The sequence below is a fragment of the Prosthecobacter sp. genome (assembly GCF_034366625.1).
GTDB lineage: Bacteria > Verrucomicrobiota > Verrucomicrobiia > Verrucomicrobiales > Verrucomicrobiaceae > Prosthecobacter.
The window spans coordinates 80,826-96,952 of the sequence record NZ_JAXMIH010000026.1; the positions used below are offsets into that span (position 1 = coordinate 80,826).

The window sequence follows — 16,127 nt, forward strand, 5'->3', positions numbered from 1 at the left end:
CGCGCACCCATGGAACGTCTCATCTGCATTCTGGGCCTTGCGGTGTTCGTGGCGCTGGCGTGGGCCATGTCGTCGAACCGGCGGTTGTTTCCGTGGCGAACGGTGATGGCGGGGCTGGGGCTGCAGATGGTCTTTGGCGCGCTGATTCTACGGACGGACGGCGGCAAGGCGGTCTTCGTGTTTCTCGACAAGGCCTTCAGCAAGCTGCTCAGCTTCGGAAATGAAGGCGTGGGCCTGGTGTTTGGACCGCTGGCGGACCGGACGCAGATGACGACGGCGTTCGACAAGGACCACGCCTTTGTCTTCGCGCTGACGATCACCGGCAGCATCGTGCTCGTCTCGGCGCTGTCCTCGCTGCTGTATCATTACGGTGTGCTGCAACTGGTCGTCAAAGGCGCGGCCTGGGTGATGCGCCGCATCATGCACACCAGCGGCAGCGAAACGCTGGCCGCCGCCGCGAACATTTTCATGGGACAGACCGAAGCCCCGCTCGTCATCAAGCCCTACCTCGCCCGCATGACGCGCAGCGAGCTGATGTGCCTGATGGTCGGCGGCATGGCGACCATCGCTGGCGGCGTGCTGGCGGCCTATGTGTCCTTCGGCATCTCCGCCGGACATTTGCTCACCGCCTCCGTGATGAGCGCTCCCGCCGCGATGATGATGGCAAAGATCCTCCTGCCCGAAACCGAGGTGAGCGAAACGGCCCATGGCGCGCACAAGCCCATCGAACGCGAAACCGCCAACGGCATCGACGCCCTCTGCCACGGCGCGAGTGACGGCATCAAGCTCGCCATCAACGTCATGGCCATGCTCATCGCCTTCGTCGCCGTGGTGGCGCTGGCGAATTACCTGCTCTCGCTCGGCTTGCGTGCCTTCGGTCAAAACGTGCCGCAGCCGCTGCAGCTCATGCTTGGCTGGCTCAATGCGCCCTGTGCCTGGCTCATGGGCGTGCCGTGGCAGGATTGCGGCAAGGTGGGCGCGCTGCTCGGCGAGCGTGTCGTGCTGAACGAATTCCTCGCCTACCTGCATCTCAGTCAGCAAACGGCGGCCATCTCGCCCCGCAGCGCGGAGATCACCACCTATGCACTGTGCGGCTTCGCCAATTTCGCCAGCATCGCCATCCAGATCGGCGGTATCGGCGCGCTGGTGCCGCAACGCCGGACGGAACTGGCCCAGATCGGCCTTAAAGCCATGTTTGGCGGCCTGCTGGCCTGCTATTGCACCGCTTGTGTCGCGGGATTGCTGCTCTAAAGAAGTGTCCGCATGACCGAAACCAGCGGCATTCAAGTCACCGACCTCCACTTTGCCTACTCGGGCGAGGGCTTTCGCGTGCATGTGCCGCGCCTCGAACTCGCCGCTGGCAAGGCGCTGGCGCTGGCCGGGCCGAGCGGGGCAGGGAAGTCCACCCTGCTGCGTCTGCTCACTGGCCTGCTCACCCCCGCTTCGGGACAAGTCCGCTTAGGTTCGGCGCAAATCGATTCGCTTAATCACGAACAACGCCGTGCCTTCCGATTGAAGCACGTTGGCCTCGTGTTCCAAGACTTCGCGTTGCTCGACTACCTCACCGTCACCGAAAACATTCTGCTGCCGCACCAGTTTCGCGAGGGGAGCGCGGACACTCCTGTCCGCACCAAGGCCCACGACCTCGCCGACCGTCTTCAAATTTCTCAATACCTCGACAAACGTGTCTCCCAGCTTTCCCAAGGTGAGCGCCAGCGTGTCGCCGTGGCACGTGCGCTGGTGCATGAGCCGCGCTTTGTCTTTGCCGACGAGCCCACCGCCTCGCTCGATCCGGCGCGTGGACGCATCGTCGTCGATATGCTTCTCGAAGACGCGCGCAAACGCGGCGCGTGCCTGGTGATGGTCACGCACGATCCGAATCTGCTGCCGCTCTTTGATCAAACCGTGCGCATGGAGGACTTCGCCATCGCATGAGCGCCGCCTTCCATCTCGCGGCGCGCTACGTGCTGCGGCATCGCTTTCAAAGCGCGCTGCTCGCCGCAGCGCTGGGCCTCGTCTTTGCGCTGCCGCTGTGTCTGCGGGTCTTGATTGATCATGCGCAGCAGGAACTTCGCGCGCGTGCCGCCGCCACGCCACAGATCGTCGGCACGCGCGGCAGTGCGCTCGACCTGCTGATGACGGCGCTCTATTTCAAACGCGAAAACCTCCTGCCGCTGCCGTTCGGCGCGCTGGCCGAGCTGCGTCAGAACCACTCCGCCACCGCCATCCCGCTGCACATCCGCTATCAGGCGCAGGGAGCGCCGGTTGTGGGCACCGAACTGGAATACTTCACGTTTCGCAGCCTGCCTCTCGCCTCCGGCAAACAACTCAGCCGCCTGGGCGATTGCGTCGTCGGTGCGAACCTCGCGCAGCAGCGCCATCTCCAGCCCGGCGGTCATGTCTTTTCCACGCCCGAGCAGGCCTTCGACATGGCGGGTGTCTATCCTCTGAAGATGCGCGTCACCGGCGTCCTCGCGCCGAACGGCACGCCCGATGACGATGCCGTGTTTGTCGATCTGAAGACCACCTGGCTCATCGAAGGCCGCTCGCATGGCCATGACGATCTGAAGCAGGACGAATCCGTTGTGTTGAAGCAGGAGGAGGGCAACATCGTCGGCAACGCCGCCGTGCGCATGTTCAACGAAGTCACGGATACCAACATCGCCACCTTCCACTTCCACGGCGACCTCGCCACCTACCCGATCAGCGCCGTGATCCTGTTGCCGCAGGATGCGAAGAGTGAAGCCCTGCTCGCCGGTCAGTTTGCCCGCTCCAAAGACCAGCAGCTCATCCGTCCGCGCGATGAAATGGAATCTCTGCTCGCGCAGCTCGTGCGTCTCGAAGGTTTTGCCGCCAGCGCGTTGCTGCTCACCGCCACGGCGGCGTTGTTTGTGACCGCGCTCGTGTTTGCCCTCTCCTTCCGCCTGCGTCAGCGCGAATTCGCCACCCTCGAAGACGTGGGCGTCTCGCGCCTCTCCCTCGTCACTGTCAAAGTGCTCGAAATCCTCTTCGTCGGCGTGGCCGCCGTTCTCATCGGCCTGCTGCTGCTGCTGCTCGCCTCCTTCGCCGCCCCGCACCTGCTGCGCTGGGCACTCTAACTCCATTTTTCATGTCCTACGCTATCGACGCCCTCTTTTACGCCCTTGATGTGAACCCTGACATCAGCACCGAAGGCCGTGTGCTCTTCCTGCGTGCGCAGGAGCATCCCGCCTTGGAGCATTTCGCCGGACGCCTCGTGTGCCAGCAGACATGGAAACCGCGTGCGAAGGAACTCGAAGCCGCCGGCTATCGCGTCGAACGCGAAGCTCATGGTCTCTTTGATCTGGTGCTCGTTTTGCCTGATCCGCAGCGTGATCTCATGGTCGCCGATCTGGCCCGTGCGCACGATCATCTGGCCCCCGGCGGCCTCCTGATGGCCGCGCAGCACAACGATGCCGGCAGCAAGCGCTGCGAGCAGCACCTGCGCGAAGTGGCAGGCGGAGCGGAATCGCTCTCCAAGCATCACAGCCGCGTCTTTTGGGCTACCAAAGACGAAACAAAGCCCTGGAAAGCCGACCTGCTCGAACGCTGGCGCCAGGGAACCGCCATGCGTCGCATTCTCGATGGGCGCTTCTGGTCACGGCCCGGCTTGTTCAGTTGGGACCGCATCGACGAAGGCTCCGCGCTGCTCGCGAAGCATCTGCCGCTCACTCTGGCCGGAAACGTGGCCGATCTCGGCAGCGGCTGGGGCTTTTTGAGCGATCACCTGCTGCGTCACTGCCACGACATCGACACGCTAGACATTTACGACGCCGATGCCGACAGCTTCGAGTGCGCCCGGCGCAATCTCGGCATCATTCCCACCCGTGTGAAAGCGAAGCCGCACTGGCACGATGTCACCACCGGCCTCGACCGTGCGCAGTATGACTTCATCGTGATGAATCCGCCCTTTCACGAGGGCAAGGAGGTCGATCCGCTCATCGGCATGAAATTTATCGCTGCGGCGGCGGGTGCGCTGCGCCCCGCAGGCGAACTCTGGCTCGTGGCCAACCGGCAGCTTCCATACGAGAACCTGCTCAACGAAACCTTTGCCAGCGTGGAGAAGATCATCGAGACGGGAGCCTACAAGGTTTTGCAGGCGAAAACCCCCACCGTGAAGCCCGCTTTTCAGCGTCGTGGCAAGCGCCGCCGCTGAGCCCGAAACGGAGAATGCAAAACGAAGGAACAAAGCGGTTGCATTGCGGGCGCTCACCTTCATAATCGCGGCCCTTCTGCAAGGAAGGAATGGGTAGGTGCCCGAGCGGTTAAAGGGGGCAGACTGTAAATCTGCTGGCTTACGCCTACGCTGGTTCGAACCCAGCCCTACCCACCATCTTCATAATCAAAGAGTTATGAATATTTTATTGAGGCGTGAGTGAGTAATAAATTTTCACCACTGCCATTTCTCTGCCATTTCTGGTGCTAACCCCCCTCGTGGTTTTCAGCCGTACTCCCCAATCTGGGTTCTCAACATCTGGAACGATTTGGACTGCAATTTCACGCCCATTCGCGTTATAAAGATTTGAGAGGCGAAATCATATCTCTCTCATTCACCCACCATGCCACGGCGAACCCATTATTCGCCCTGCATCGACCGGGTCATCGTCTGCGCTTTGTATCATGAACGCCGGCGGCTCCGCCGTCCCATGACACGGCTGGTCAATGATCTCCTTACCTCCTGTCTGCGTGACACGGAGAGCTGGAGCATCGCCACCACGCAGATGAGCGTCCCGGCGCAGGGCCGCACTCAGGAGGCTCGCATCACGCGCTAGCCGCACTACGTCGTCATCCAACCCTGTTCGCATCACACCCGGCCTCTCTCACGAGGGACCGGGTGTCTTGTTGGCGGGCGTTGTGGCGGCTTTCTTCATCGCAATCCAACACCCATCACATCCAAGGAGGACATCATCATGGCCATCAAACTCAGCGCCAACTACAGCAAAAAACTCGGCCTGCCACAATACAGCAGCCACAGCTTCAGCGCCTCGGTCGAGATCGAACTCACCGACATCAGCCAGGTCCAAGCGGAAGTTCAGCAGCTTTACGCCCTGCTGCAGCACGCCGTTGACCAGGAAATCCAACACCCCGGCTTCATGCCCGCTTCCAACGGCAACAGCCCGGGCAACGGTCGTGCGCAGCCACAGCACAACGGCAACGGCACACACGGCGGTTACACGCCACAGCCTGCCGCCGACCGCTGGAACTGCACTGAAGGGCAGCGCGGGTTCATCCTGCGCATCCTCAACGAGAACCAGATCGAGAAACAGGAGGCCGAGGATCTGTCCCAGCAGCTCTTTGGCACCGGCGTGAAGCAGCTCAACAAGATGCAGGCTTCCCAGCTCATCGAGGACCTGCTGGTCAAGGCCGGCAAACCCGCCACCCGCCAGACCCGCTGGCGTCCACAACCCACCACCTCTCAGGCCGCATGAACACGCTCGCTGAAGCTCCACCTCCGGAAGCACGCAGCGAGAAGGACATCATCGCCGGGTTGCAGGAAAAGATCTCAGCTTCACGGCTGTCCCTGTTCCTGCAATGCCGGCTGAAGTTCTACTTCCGCTATGTGCTCAGGCTGCCAAAACCCAAGACACCCTCGCTCCATCTCGGCAGCGCGGTTCACACCGTGTTGAAGACCTGGAACAAGGCACGCTGGCTGCAGCAGCCGCTTTCGCTCAAGGCGGTTCATCAGACCTACCTCAAAGCGTGGGCGGACACCACCGAAGGCCCCGTGCAGTGGGAACCCGGTGAAGAAGAGGCCGACAAGACCACCGGCTGGCGCCTCTGTGACACCTACCTCCGGGAAAGTCACGTGCCTGCCGATCTCAAGCCCGATGCCGTGGAAGTGCCGGTTGAGGCTGATCTCACGTCTCACGGCCTGCCACGCTTGATCGGCGTCCTCGATCTGGTGCAGCAACGCCAGATCATCGACTACAAGACCGCGTCATCCACGCCCAACCCGGACAAGGCCGCCCACTCCAACGAGATTCAGACCAGCAGTTATTCCGAGCTTTACCGCCACAACACTGGCGCGATTGAAACCGGCGTGCAGCTGCATCATCTGGTCAAACTCAAGAACCCCAAAGTGGTGATCACCACGCTGCCTCCGATGCGGCCGCCGCAGCAAACCCGGCTGTTCAAGCAAATGGAAGCCTACCTCGACGGCTTGCAGCGCCAGCATTTCGTCCCGTCGCCCGGGATGCAATGCCTGAGCTGTGAGTTCTTCAACGAGTGCCGCCGCTGGCACTGACCAGACAGCTTACGCAGGCTGGTTCTTCAAAGATCCGCCACCTCCACCGCCGGATCTCGGTCCGGAATACCGCGCCAAGATCACCAAGCTCGAAGAGCAAATATTGGAACAACACGCCATCACCAACCGCTGGGAAGTTGCCACCGGCACCCTCGCTCTAGGCTGCGTGTTGTTGTTTGTCATCGGAACGGCCCTCGGGGCCAAAACACGCCAACACTATGATGCCACACGAAGACTGGGACGAACCATCCCAACCACCACCCAACCGGGAACTCCCAACGGTGCCCACCACCACCTGGGCGAAACAGATGCGCCAGATCGTCATCCGTCGATGGCAGCCTGAACCGCTGCCGGAACCGGAGGTTGATCACGACCTGCCGCACTTGAGCGCCATTGAGCGCTCCGTGGAGGTGATTGGTTTCACCTGCCGCCGGTTTGAATACTGGCTCTCCCCGCAGGGAACTCTGCGCGAGTGGTTCAAGTTCAACCTGCGGCTGGCCTTCGGGCTGGCGGTGCCATCCTTGCTGGTGGCGCCGCTGGTCACGCTGGCCTTGAAGCAGTTCAACTCATGGATCGATCTGATCACCAAGACGACCTCCAACCTCGTGCTGGTGCCGCTCTCGGTGTTGCTGGTCATCGGCCTCATCGCCGGGTTGGTCTCCATAGGTCGCTCAATCCTCGTCATGCGCATGCGCCAGCAACAGCAACGCCGTGATCCCTATAACAACTACTGACACGGCAGGCTCCCACCCAACATCTCAACCCCGGGAGAGCCGGACGATCGCAAGGTCGTCCGGCTCTTCTTATTTCATGAAAGGACACCCATGGAAAGCATCACCCTCTATTTCCGCGAAGGCCCCTCCGACAAAGTGTATCAGGCCAGCATAAAGCCCAAGGATGGCGGCTTCATGGTGCACTTCGCCTATGGTCGTCGCGGTGCCACTCTCAGCACCGGCAGCAAAACTCAACAGCCCGTCGAATATCAGATCGCCAAAGGCATCTACGACAAGCTCATCAAGGAAAAGACCGCCAAGGGCTACTGCCCTGCCGAAACCACCGCTCCGCTCCAGCACACCGACAAGATCCGCTCCGGCATTCTGCCGCAGTTGTTGAACCCGGTGGAGTCACACGAGCTGGAAAAACTCATTCACGACCCGGCCTGCTGGATGCAGGAGAAGAAGGATGGCCGGCGGCTGCTCATCCACAAGCAGGGCGACACCGTCACGGGCATCAACCGCCTGGGGCTCACCGTCGCGCTGCCACCATCGCTCATTGAGGAGGCTTCGGCATGTGCCGGGGACTTTCTGATGGATGGTGAAGCCATCGGCGACACGCTGCATGCCTTCGACCTCCTGTTCATCGACGACGATGACATCCGGGGCCGACGCTGTGGCGAACGCTACCTGCACTTGATGAACCTGCTCGGTTCATTCCAACACCCGCACATCGAACTGGTCCCAAGCCAGTTTACCACGGCGCAGAAGCAATGTTGCTACCACGAGCTCAAACAGCGCCATGCTGAGGGTGTTGTCTTCAAGCACAGCGACGCTCCTTACATCTCCGGCCGTCCCAGCGCCGGTGGCACCCAGCTCAAATACAAGTTCTACGAGACCGCCTCGTTCATCGTCGCCAAGGCGAACGACAAGCGCAGCGTGTCATTGATCTTGTTCGAGAACGCAAAGGCCCGCCCCGCTGGCAACGTCACCATCCCGCCCAACCACGATGTCCCTTCACCGGGAGCCGTCGTGGAATGCCGCTACCTCTACGCGTTCAAGGAATCCGGCTCCATCTATCAGCCGGTATATCTCGGACCGCGTGATGACATCCGTTCCGCTGAATGCACCACTGCCCAGCTCAAATACAAAGCTGAGGTGATGCAGGCAGCCGCTTAACCCACCCACCCACGCTGCCAGCCCATGCGCCCTCACCGGTGCATGGGCTGTTCGCGTTCAACCCACCATCTCCATGAAACCCATCCCACTCCCCATCGCGGAACTGAAAGCCGCGCTCGCCGGCCTCAGCAAAGTGATCAACCCCAAAGCCTCGCTGCCAGTGCTGCATCACCTCAAAGTCGAACGCACCGCCGATGGTTGGATCGCCCTGACCGGCACCGACCTCGACCGGTTCGTCACCATGCGTCTTGAACATCCCACCGCAGGCCCGCCTGCCACCATCCTGCTTCCTTACGATCAACTCGCTCAAGTCGTCAAAAACTGCGGCAGGGGCGAGACCATCGAGGTCGAGTCCAGCCCAGACGCCAGCATCATCCGCTTCCCCCTGGGGAATGAGTTCGGTGAATCGAAGCTCGCCTTCGTTGCACCGGAAGAGTTTCCCGTCACACCGCGCCTCCAGGCGGACGCCATCCCTCTGCCAGCCGGTGTTCGCGAGTCGATCCTCGAAGCGATGGACTGCGCCAGCATCGACAGCAGTCGTTACGTGCTCAACGGCACATTCATCGACATCAGCAATCCCAAGGCCAACTACATCATCGGCACGGATGGCAAACATCTGTACAGCGCGAACTCGTTCTCGCTGCCGTTGAAGCGCTCCCTCATCATTCCGAACCACAAGTTCCTCGGCTGGAAGGAGTTCAACGCGGACGGTGAATGGCAGCTCAAGGCCAATGACAAACACGTCCAGCTCTCCAGCCGACGCTGGCGGTTCATCACCAAGCAGATCGAAGGCAACTACCCTGACTGGCGCGTGACGGTTCCCCATCCGAGCGCTGTCAAAACCCACATCACCATCGCCCCGGCCAAACTGGAAACTCTCATCAGGCTCATCCAGCGCATGCCCTGTCACGATGAGCGGTTGTTCTGCATCGGCCTGGAATGGAAGCAGGGACAGTTCCTGCTCCTCGGCAAGGACAGCTATGCCGAACCCTGGTTGCGCGTGCCGGTGCCCGATGTGCAAGCCGCAGGTCCGGAGATCACGATCTTCGTCAACCGCAAGCTGCTCATCAAAGCACTGCACTACGGTCTCAACACGATCAGCCTCATGGAACAAGACGCTCCCCTGCGGTTCCACAGCCAAGGGCGGCAAATGATCGTGATGCCTCTACGCGCTGTGGCATCCCCTCCACAGATGGAAGCAAAACCCGCACCCGCTCCAGTTCGTCTGCCGTCATCCCGGCCTCCACCCCCAACACCAACCCAAGCAAGCAAACCCATGATCACTACCCCAAACTCTGAAGGACCGACATCCAACGACAGTAAATCCGCCCTCGAAGAAGCCATCGACCTGACCCTGCAAATCCGGGACAAGTTCACCGATGGGTTCAATCTCCTGCGTGACCTGTCCCTGAAGCTGAAGTCCATCCACCGCGAACACAAGACCAGCAGCAAGGAATTCAACTCGGTGCGCACCACCCTGCGCACCCTGCAAAGCCTCAAACTCTAAAACCCCAACCATCAACCTCCAAGCCCATGAGCCATCACCGGCTCATGGGCATTTTCATTCAAGAAAGGAACATATTAACATGATTGCCAATCTCGATCCTCAACCTCAGCTCATCCAACGCCGCGCCCCGAATCTCATTCTGCACTGCGGAGCCTCTCACGTGAACCTCGATGAGGTCCGCGCCGTTTCCACGCCACGCTCCACCGACAGTTGGTGCACCATCCCACATCACCAGCTCATCACCACGGTGCAGAGAACTCTCGCCACCACCAACCTGCGCATCGGCACGCAAGCCCATTCGTTGTCCCATGAGGGGCAGCGTTATTTCGGCCTAATGGAAATGCACGCCCAGAAAGCCAGCGAGGATTACTGCTGGGTGCTTGGGCTACGCAACAGCCACGACAAGACATTCCCTACGGGAATCGTCGCCGGAGCCAGCGTGTTCGTCTGCGACAACCTGTCGTTCAGCGGCGAGATCAAATTCGCGCGCAAACACACCCGGTACATCGTTCGGGATCTGCCTCAATTGGTCAGCCGCTCCATCGGACTCCTGCTTGCCAAATGGCATGATCAGGACAAACGCATCGCCGCCTACAAAGAAGCCGAGATCACCGACATCGAAGCCCACGACCTCGTCATCCGCGCCACCGATGTCGGCGTCTGCTCCAACCGATTGATCCCACCCGTCCTGCACGAATGGCGCGCGCCACGACATGACGCGTTTGAATCACGCAACGTCTGGAGCCTGTTCAACGCGTTCACCGAGTCTTTGAAGGACGGCAACCTCGCCAAACTGCCCAAGCGTACCGAGGCGTTGCATGGACTGCTGGACACTCACGTTGGCTTGTCCGCGTGAGAGAAAGGGAAGGGGGATTCAGTTCATCTGAGTCCCCTTCCCTTTAGTTCCGAGACTTCTGCGCACCAACCAGTGGAGCCAACTTGGACGCCCTCTTCCAAGACGGATGGAGTTTTCGGAGCATGATAATTCACTGTCCTGCGCTGACGCTCCTTGGTGGGTGAATTTAAAGATGCGGATCTCAGGCATGTTGACGCGACAAGTTTCAATCAGGACAGGCAGCATGGATTCACATCTCTTCACCCCGGCATAGCCGTTAATGTCAGGATGAAAAACGAAAATCACGCATCGGAGAATAATCCACGCTGACATGCGGGTTATTTTTTAGCTATCACCACTCCATTCGTGTGTTGGATTTCCCTGACCGTTGAAGAGAAACCTGGAGCAATCCAAGAACGCTGTAATTTCATGTATAATTCGGCCTGCTTACGGAGCGCGCCATCCATCAGAACCAGTCGATACTGTGGTCACATGGTGTCCAGTTCCATACAACCACGGGGTTTGGCATAGGCGATTTGATTTGCCATGAACTTCTTCTTTGTCGCCGTCGGCACACTTGCCAAATGGCTTATTTTTTGCCGCGCTCTAGGAGGCTGGTCTCCCGCTTTTTTATGCTGGTGGCGAAATCCTTTTTTTCGGTGCTTCTCGCTACACTGTGAAGTAAAGCTTGCCGCAACTATCAGCGGAACATTCTCGATCAAGGAAAGAGAGGTGTTCAAGAGGCTCTCTAAAATGCGAATGTCACCTCAACCGCCTGGAATTTCAAATGTGCGCCGATAGGCTGCCTAAACATGTTGGCCTCCATTTCCTCAACGCTTCAAAATGCGCCGCGGCGGCTCGCTGTGGTGGACGACCACGCCATCATCCGTGGCGTTTTTTTGACTCTGGTGGAAGACGCGCCTGACCTCACCATGGCCTGGATGGCCTCCTCTCTTGCCGAGGCTCGGGATAAAATCAAGCAGGACGCTCCCGATTTTCTGGTGATGGACGTAGGACTGCCTGATGGTAATGGCTTTGACTTCATCGCCGAAGTTCTTCAGCACCTTCCGCGCCTGCCTGTTCTGATGGTGTCTGCGCATGAGGACAGCAGCTATCCCCAACGAGCCGCCGCCTGCGGCGCCAAAGGCTTCATCGCGAAAGAAGCTTCGCTCGCACAACTCGTTGAGGCGGTGAGCACCATTCAACAAGACGGCGATTGGTTTATGCGTGCCGAGTGAAGCATCGCTTTTGCGCCTGATCACACGACCGTTTGTCTGCCCGGCAGCGATCTTGTGATGATGCAAGCGGCAACTGGAACTCTGATATACCGCACAGATCTTTTCGATCTCGTGTCCATTGATGGTCGCAGAGCTGTAGAGCTTTGCTGTGAGCATTTGAACGAGCATGGCATTGAGACGGAGATCTATGATCACCGTGATCCCACTCCAGACATGTTCGTTCCACCGCCAGGCTGATCCCATTCGAATCATTGGAATAACCAAAAAGTGCAATCACGCCATGAGACAAGACTTCATTACGCACCATCGCGGAACTACAGATATGGCAGCCAATGCCATGATCAATGAAGGCGGCGCGATTCGACAACCCTCCGGGAAGGACTCTGAAACCGCGCTCACTCTTTTGAACCAACCGCATGGAGGCTGGGAGTCTCTGCGGCGGAAAATGCAGAATCCCACGACCGTGTTTTGGACCGCTTTCGCGACGGGTATCGCGATTTCGCTCTTGGAGGATCGACGAGTCGCCGTGAAATGATTTATGAGTGTGCCAACTCCCGACAAGCCTCCGTTTTAAGAACCGTCTGCCCTAATACTGCATGACCATATCCTTCTTTGAGAGGCATCCCCTGGGCGAGTGGGTCAAACGCGTCTTGCACATGTTTTGGGTGGCTGGAGTGAAGTTTTTCGACATCGACGGCGAGCAGCGTGCGGCGGCCTTTGCCTATTATGCATTCTTTGCCCTGTTCCCACTTATCTTCCTCTTCGTCACCCTCGGTTCCAAGTTCTGGGATAATGCCACCGTGGTCAGTTATATCATCGACAACCTTGGGCATTATGTGCCGCTCAACACTTCGGACAGAGGTGTCGTCGATGTCGCGATTCATGGCATTGTCGATGCCCGTGGGGGCATCAGCGCCCTGGCAATGTTAGGGCTCATCTGGAGTTCTACTCATTTCTTCCACGCCATGGTCCGTGGTGTGAATCGAGCCTGGGGGACCATTGAGTACCCGTGGTGGCGGCTCCCGCTGCATAGTTTTATGATGCTGGGACTGGTGGCAAGCGCGCTCTTCATCGGTGTGCTGGTACCTCTGGGCATCAGTCATCTCCGGCACACCGCCATTCTGCAAGCCGAGGCATTCAGCAGCCTGTTTGACATCGCCGTTTTGTTCGTGCCTTCCATGGTGCTCTTCTATGGCCTCAGCATGTTTTTCAAATTTTCACCCCGGCGCCGCACGCAGTTCTCCGAAGTCGCTCTCGCCGCCCTTCTGACGACGATTCTCCTCCAGGTTTGCCGCAATCTGTTTGAGCGTTATGTGTATGAACTCAGCAATTACAACGCCGTCTATGGCGCGGTCGCAGTGGTGATCGTGCTGCTGGTGTGGATCTATTTGTCCGGCGTCATTATCATTTATGGCGGCTGCCTTTGCGCTGCACAGGCCGAGGAGTTTGGCAGGCTGAAGCCACCTCTTCGCCGTGGTTTCCACCGCTTGTCCCCTCCTAGAAATCCACCGGGATCAAAGTAGATTGGGACCGGGCAGCTCCCGACCACCCGGTCCCTCTCATGTGTTGCAGCAGACGGTGCTAGTTGCATCACTGGACTGACGGATTCGGCGGAAACCGCCAAGACGCGTGCATCAAAATGCGCCTAATTACATGGTCCGTCCCGCAAATCAGCCGGTTCATGAATCACTTGTGATCGCATGGGTGCCAGCCCATCAAACGCATGTGGTGCCAGCGATGCCTAACTTGATACGTCCGTTGGCAGCCGCCCACGCGAAGTGAGGGCATAGCCATGATTTTCTAGATTCGGTGGGGCCAGACGTTGCGCACCGTTCCATTCGAGACATGTCAAAAAATCAGCCGCAAATGCCATGAGACCGTTACTCGCTGCCATTGTTGCCTCACTTTTTCTGACCAGTGGAATTTACCTCGACGCCATGCCGTCGGCGAGACCATCCTTGGCGATTCTGCCGATTCCGCCACCAAGTCCGGCCCCGCCGCCGGTTCCACCGCCCCCGGCCCCGGGCCCATCTTTACCACCAAAGCCGGGTGAGAAACGCTGTGCTTTGGACAAGCCGCATCGCGCCCATCACTGGACGGACAAAAATGGGGAGATGTTCTATTGCAATGGTGGCGCAGACCCTCGCCCGCCTAGAAGTGATCCGGCAGATCCACCCAAAAGTTGATGGCTGGCGCAGAAAGAAAAAAAATCTTTCCAGCGGGGCAAACCGCCCCGTTTCGAGACAAAACATGGAGGGCCACTTGATGAATGACATGAAAAATCAATCCTGCGCCACCTTCCAATGGGTTCTGTCAGGACTATTGTGGCTGCTTCTCCTGAACAGTTGTTCCTGGGAAAAACACTTGGCGACTCGGGCGCGTGCTCATGCCTTCATCGTTTACTGGCCACCGCCTACAGAAAGCAGGCAATTGCGTCTAGCAGTCAAAGATAACATCGATGTAAAAGGCGTGGTCACCACTGCCGGTTCCGCCTATCTCGCCAGCACGAGTCCGCCTGCGGCACGCGATGCGAAGTGTCTGGCATTAGCGCGGGAGCGCCATGTGCCGATTGTGGGAAAAACGAATCTCACAGAACTCGCGGTGACAGTGTCGGGCAACAACAGCCATTTTGGCACGCCGAGAAATCGTTGGAACGGCAAGACTGAAGTGATTCCAGGAGGCTCGTCCAGCGGTTCGGCCGTAGCGGTTAAAACCGGTATGGTGGATGTGGCTCTTGGTACCGATACCGCCGGTTCGATCCGCGTCCCGGCGGCGTGCTGCGGCATTTACGGCCTGAAGACGACCTATGGTCTCGTGTCCACCCAAGGCGTGGTTCCCATCTCACCCAGAAATCTGGACACCGTCGGACCGATGGCCAAGGACATCCCCCATCTGGTGAAAGGCATGGACTTGCTGCAGCGGGGATTCGCTGCTCGTTACGAAAGAGCCGCCGCGGCCAAACCTTCGCCCCGGCAGATTAAAATTGGGCGGCTGTATCTGGACGGCACCGACCCCGCCATCGACTCCGCCATAGACGCGGTCCTCGTCGCCAAAGGCTTTAAGATTTACCGGCTCAGTCGGGCGTTCAAAGCGCAATGGGAACAGGCGCAGAAGGACGGCAAAGTCGTGGCCGCCGCCGATGCCTGGATCAGTGACCGCCAATACGGCGACAAAAAAGGCGTCAACTTCATCACCAAGGCGGTGTTCGCTCTGGGCGAAATTGAATACAAGGCCAACAATTACACAGAAGCGCTGAAGAGACGGCCTGGGTGGCAGCGAACTCTGCTCGAAGCCTTCAAGAAGATGGATTTCATCGCCGTGCCGACGCTGCAGAATCTGCCGCCCAAGTTTCCCTTCTGGGGCACTACTGTCGTGTTTGAACTGCGAGTGTTCAACATGCAGAACACCGTGGGCGTCAATCTGGCGGGGAATCCCGCGCTAGCGCTGCCCGTCCCGCTGCCGGCGCAAGGCAAGACCGTACCCGTGACGAGCCTGCAATTGGTCGGACCACCGTTGAGCGAGGCGGAGCTGTTAAATGCAGGCCGTCTGTTCGAAACCAAGCACTAACATCATGAATTTTCCTTCTGTCACTCTCACCTTGGGCATCGCCCTGATAATGTTGCTCATCTCCACTGTCGGCCAGGCACAGTCTGGGGGTGAAACCATCATCAAACCGGCGGAGGCTGTGCCAAAGACGCCCGCAGAGGAACTCATGGAGAAGGGCGATGTCTTCGATCTCAAATTTCAGGCCAATCGTGCGCTCAACTATTATCTAAGGGCGGCACAACTGGAGCCGAAGAACGTGCCCCTGCTGCTGCGCATCGCTCGGCAATACCGTTATCTGATGGCTGAGGCCAGGACGACTGAGGACCGGCTCAAGTTCGGTGCCACCGCCTTGGGCTATGGACAGCGTGCGGCGGCGCTCGCGTCACGCAGCTCCGAAGCGCAGCTTTCTCCCGCCATCACGTACGGGAAGATGCTGCCCTATCAGGGCAGCAAGGCGCAGGTGGAGGCCACGCCACACATCAAGGAGGCTGCTGACAAGGCGATCAAACTCGATCCACGCAATGACAACGCCTGGCATGTGCTGGGCCGCTGGCACCAGGTGCTTGCCGGCATTGGCACGCTCAAGCGTGCGCTGGGTGGACTCATCTACGGCAAGCTGCCAGTCACTACCAATGAAGCAGCAGTGGTGTGTTTTGAGCGTGCCATCGCGATCAATCCCCATCGGCTCCGCCATTACATCGAACTGGGGCGCACCTACGCACAGATGGGTAAAAACGTCGAGGCACGCCTGTTCCTCGAAAAAGGGCTGGCGATGCCGGACAAGGAGTATGACGACCCTGAATTGAAGGCGAAAGGCAAAGAGGCGCTGGCGAAGATTCGCTGAACC

At 59.1% G+C, this 16,127-nt stretch carries 16 protein-coding genes and 1 tRNA gene; 16 read left to right on the plus strand and 1 reads right to left on the minus strand.

The features are described from left to right. The first annotated feature begins 9 nt into the window (after positions 1-9). The 12 genes from U1A53_RS24940 to U1A53_RS24995 all read left to right on the plus strand — a co-directional run bounded on the left by U1A53_RS24940 (position 10) and on the right by U1A53_RS24995 (position 10,517). Positions 10-1,251, plus strand: coding sequence for a nucleoside transporter C-terminal domain-containing protein (locus U1A53_RS24940; protein WP_322284603.1), 1,242 nt, complete (start codon positions 10-12; stop codon positions 1,249-1,251). Positions 1,252-1,263: 12 nt separating this feature from the next. Next, entirely contained in the window at positions 1,264-1,935 is a 672-nt protein-coding gene (locus U1A53_RS24945; RefSeq protein ID WP_322284604.1) for an ATP-binding cassette domain-containing protein, read from the plus strand. Further along, the gene (locus U1A53_RS24950) at positions 1,932-3,098 is read left to right on the plus strand and encodes an ABC transporter permease (protein WP_322284606.1); all 1,167 of its coding nucleotides are present in this window, start codon (positions 1,932-1,934) and stop codon (positions 3,096-3,098) included. The genes U1A53_RS24945 and U1A53_RS24950 overlap by 4 nt, the downstream gene beginning before the upstream one ends. A gap of 11 nt (positions 3,099-3,109) precedes the next feature. Beyond that, positions 3,110-4,174: a class I SAM-dependent methyltransferase gene (locus U1A53_RS24955; protein WP_322284607.1), complete on the plus strand. Its 1,065-nt coding sequence runs from the start codon at positions 3,110-3,112 to the stop codon at positions 4,172-4,174. Positions 4,175-4,265: 91 nt separating this feature from the next. Beyond that, positions 4,266-4,351: transfer RNA gene (locus U1A53_RS24960), tRNA-Tyr, on the plus strand. Between the two features lie 226 nt (positions 4,352-4,577). Next, on the plus strand, positions 4,578-4,790 hold the full coding sequence (locus tag U1A53_RS24965; protein ID WP_322284609.1) for a hypothetical protein: 213 nt from the start codon (positions 4,578-4,580) through the stop codon (positions 4,788-4,790). Positions 4,791-4,928: 138 nt separating this feature from the next. Then, a complete protein-coding gene (locus U1A53_RS24970) occupies positions 4,929-5,447 on the plus strand; it encodes a hypothetical protein (RefSeq protein WP_322284610.1) in 519 nt (172 codons plus the stop codon). Further along, on the plus strand, positions 5,444-6,262 hold the full coding sequence (locus U1A53_RS24975) for a PD-(D/E)XK nuclease family protein (RefSeq protein WP_322284611.1): 819 nt from the start codon (positions 5,444-5,446) through the stop codon (positions 6,260-6,262). The genes U1A53_RS24970 and U1A53_RS24975 overlap by 4 nt, the downstream gene beginning before the upstream one ends. Positions 6,263-6,480: 218 nt before the next feature. Beyond that, positions 6,481-6,996: a hypothetical protein gene (locus U1A53_RS24980; RefSeq protein ID WP_322284612.1), complete on the plus strand. Its 516-nt coding sequence runs from the start codon at positions 6,481-6,483 to the stop codon at positions 6,994-6,996. A gap of 90 nt (positions 6,997-7,086) precedes the next feature. Next, positions 7,087-8,154 carry a WGR domain-containing protein gene (locus U1A53_RS24985; protein ID WP_322284614.1) on the plus strand — a complete coding sequence of 356 codons (1,068 nt, stop codon included), beginning with the start codon at positions 7,087-7,089 and terminating at the stop codon, positions 8,152-8,154. Between the two features lie 73 nt (positions 8,155-8,227). Beyond that, complete coding sequence (locus U1A53_RS24990) at positions 8,228-9,661, plus strand: DNA polymerase III subunit beta (RefSeq protein ID WP_322284615.1); 1,434 nt, start codon at positions 8,228-8,230, stop codon at positions 9,659-9,661. A gap of 79 nt (positions 9,662-9,740) precedes the next feature. Next, positions 9,741-10,517 (plus strand): DUF932 domain-containing protein, encoded by a 777-nt coding sequence (locus tag U1A53_RS24995; protein WP_322284616.1) that lies wholly within the window; start codon positions 9,741-9,743, stop codon positions 10,515-10,517. Positions 10,518-10,984: 467 nt separating this feature from the next. Here U1A53_RS24995 and U1A53_RS25000 read toward each other — a convergent pair whose 3' ends face one another. Next, positions 10,985-11,236 carry a hypothetical protein gene (locus tag U1A53_RS25000; RefSeq protein WP_322284617.1) on the minus strand — a complete coding sequence of 84 codons (252 nt, stop codon included), beginning with the start codon at positions 11,234-11,236 and terminating at the stop codon, positions 10,985-10,987. Between the two features lie 126 nt (positions 11,237-11,362). On the opposite strand from U1A53_RS25000, the gene U1A53_RS25005 reads away from it, so the two are divergent. From U1A53_RS25005 to U1A53_RS25020, 4 genes are all read left to right on the plus strand, one after another. Continuing rightward, on the plus strand, positions 11,363-11,734 hold the full coding sequence (locus U1A53_RS25005) for a response regulator transcription factor (protein WP_322284618.1): 372 nt from the start codon (positions 11,363-11,365) through the stop codon (positions 11,732-11,734). A 674-nt stretch (positions 11,735-12,408) separates the two neighbouring features. Further along, the gene (locus U1A53_RS25010) at positions 12,409-13,257 is read left to right on the plus strand and encodes a YihY/virulence factor BrkB family protein (RefSeq protein ID WP_322284619.1); all 849 of its coding nucleotides are present in this window, start codon (positions 12,409-12,411) and stop codon (positions 13,255-13,257) included. Positions 13,258-13,783: 526 nt separating this feature from the next. Further along, the gene (locus U1A53_RS25015) at positions 13,784-15,301 is read left to right on the plus strand and encodes an amidase (RefSeq protein WP_322284620.1); all 1,518 of its coding nucleotides are present in this window, start codon (positions 13,784-13,786) and stop codon (positions 15,299-15,301) included. 4 nt (positions 15,302-15,305) lie between these two features. Further along, positions 15,306-16,124 carry a hypothetical protein gene (locus tag U1A53_RS25020; RefSeq protein WP_322284621.1) on the plus strand — a complete coding sequence of 273 codons (819 nt, stop codon included), beginning with the start codon at positions 15,306-15,308 and terminating at the stop codon, positions 16,122-16,124. Positions 16,125-16,127: the final 3 nt, after the last annotated feature.

What these genes read in the sequence shown, in the direction of transcription:
- U1A53_RS24940 (WP_322284603.1), top strand. Translation starts at nt 10, where the DNA reads ATGGAACGTCTCATCTGCATTCTGGGCCTTGCGGTGTTCGTGGCGCTG.
- U1A53_RS24945 (WP_322284604.1), top strand. Translation starts at nt 1,264, where the DNA reads ATGACCGAAACCAGCGGCATTCAAGTCACCGACCTCCACTTTGCCTAC.
- U1A53_RS24950 (WP_322284606.1), top strand. Translation starts at nt 1,932, where the DNA reads ATGAGCGCCGCCTTCCATCTCGCGGCGCGCTACGTGCTGCGGCATCGC.
- U1A53_RS24955 (WP_322284607.1), top strand. Translation starts at nt 3,110, where the DNA reads ATGTCCTACGCTATCGACGCCCTCTTTTACGCCCTTGATGTGAACCCT.
- U1A53_RS24965 (WP_322284609.1), top strand. Translation starts at nt 4,578, where the DNA reads ATGCCACGGCGAACCCATTATTCGCCCTGCATCGACCGGGTCATCGTC.
- U1A53_RS24970 (WP_322284610.1), top strand. Translation starts at nt 4,929, where the DNA reads ATGGCCATCAAACTCAGCGCCAACTACAGCAAAAAACTCGGCCTGCCA.
- U1A53_RS24975 (WP_322284611.1), top strand. Translation starts at nt 5,444, where the DNA reads ATGAACACGCTCGCTGAAGCTCCACCTCCGGAAGCACGCAGCGAGAAG.
- U1A53_RS24980 (WP_322284612.1), top strand. Translation starts at nt 6,481, where the DNA reads ATGATGCCACACGAAGACTGGGACGAACCATCCCAACCACCACCCAAC.
- U1A53_RS24985 (WP_322284614.1), top strand. Translation starts at nt 7,087, where the DNA reads ATGGAAAGCATCACCCTCTATTTCCGCGAAGGCCCCTCCGACAAAGTG.
- U1A53_RS24990 (WP_322284615.1), top strand. Translation starts at nt 8,228, where the DNA reads ATGAAACCCATCCCACTCCCCATCGCGGAACTGAAAGCCGCGCTCGCC.
- U1A53_RS24995 (WP_322284616.1), top strand. Translation starts at nt 9,741, where the DNA reads ATGATTGCCAATCTCGATCCTCAACCTCAGCTCATCCAACGCCGCGCC.
- U1A53_RS25020 (WP_322284621.1), top strand. Translation starts at nt 15,306, where the DNA reads ATGAATTTTCCTTCTGTCACTCTCACCTTGGGCATCGCCCTGATAATG.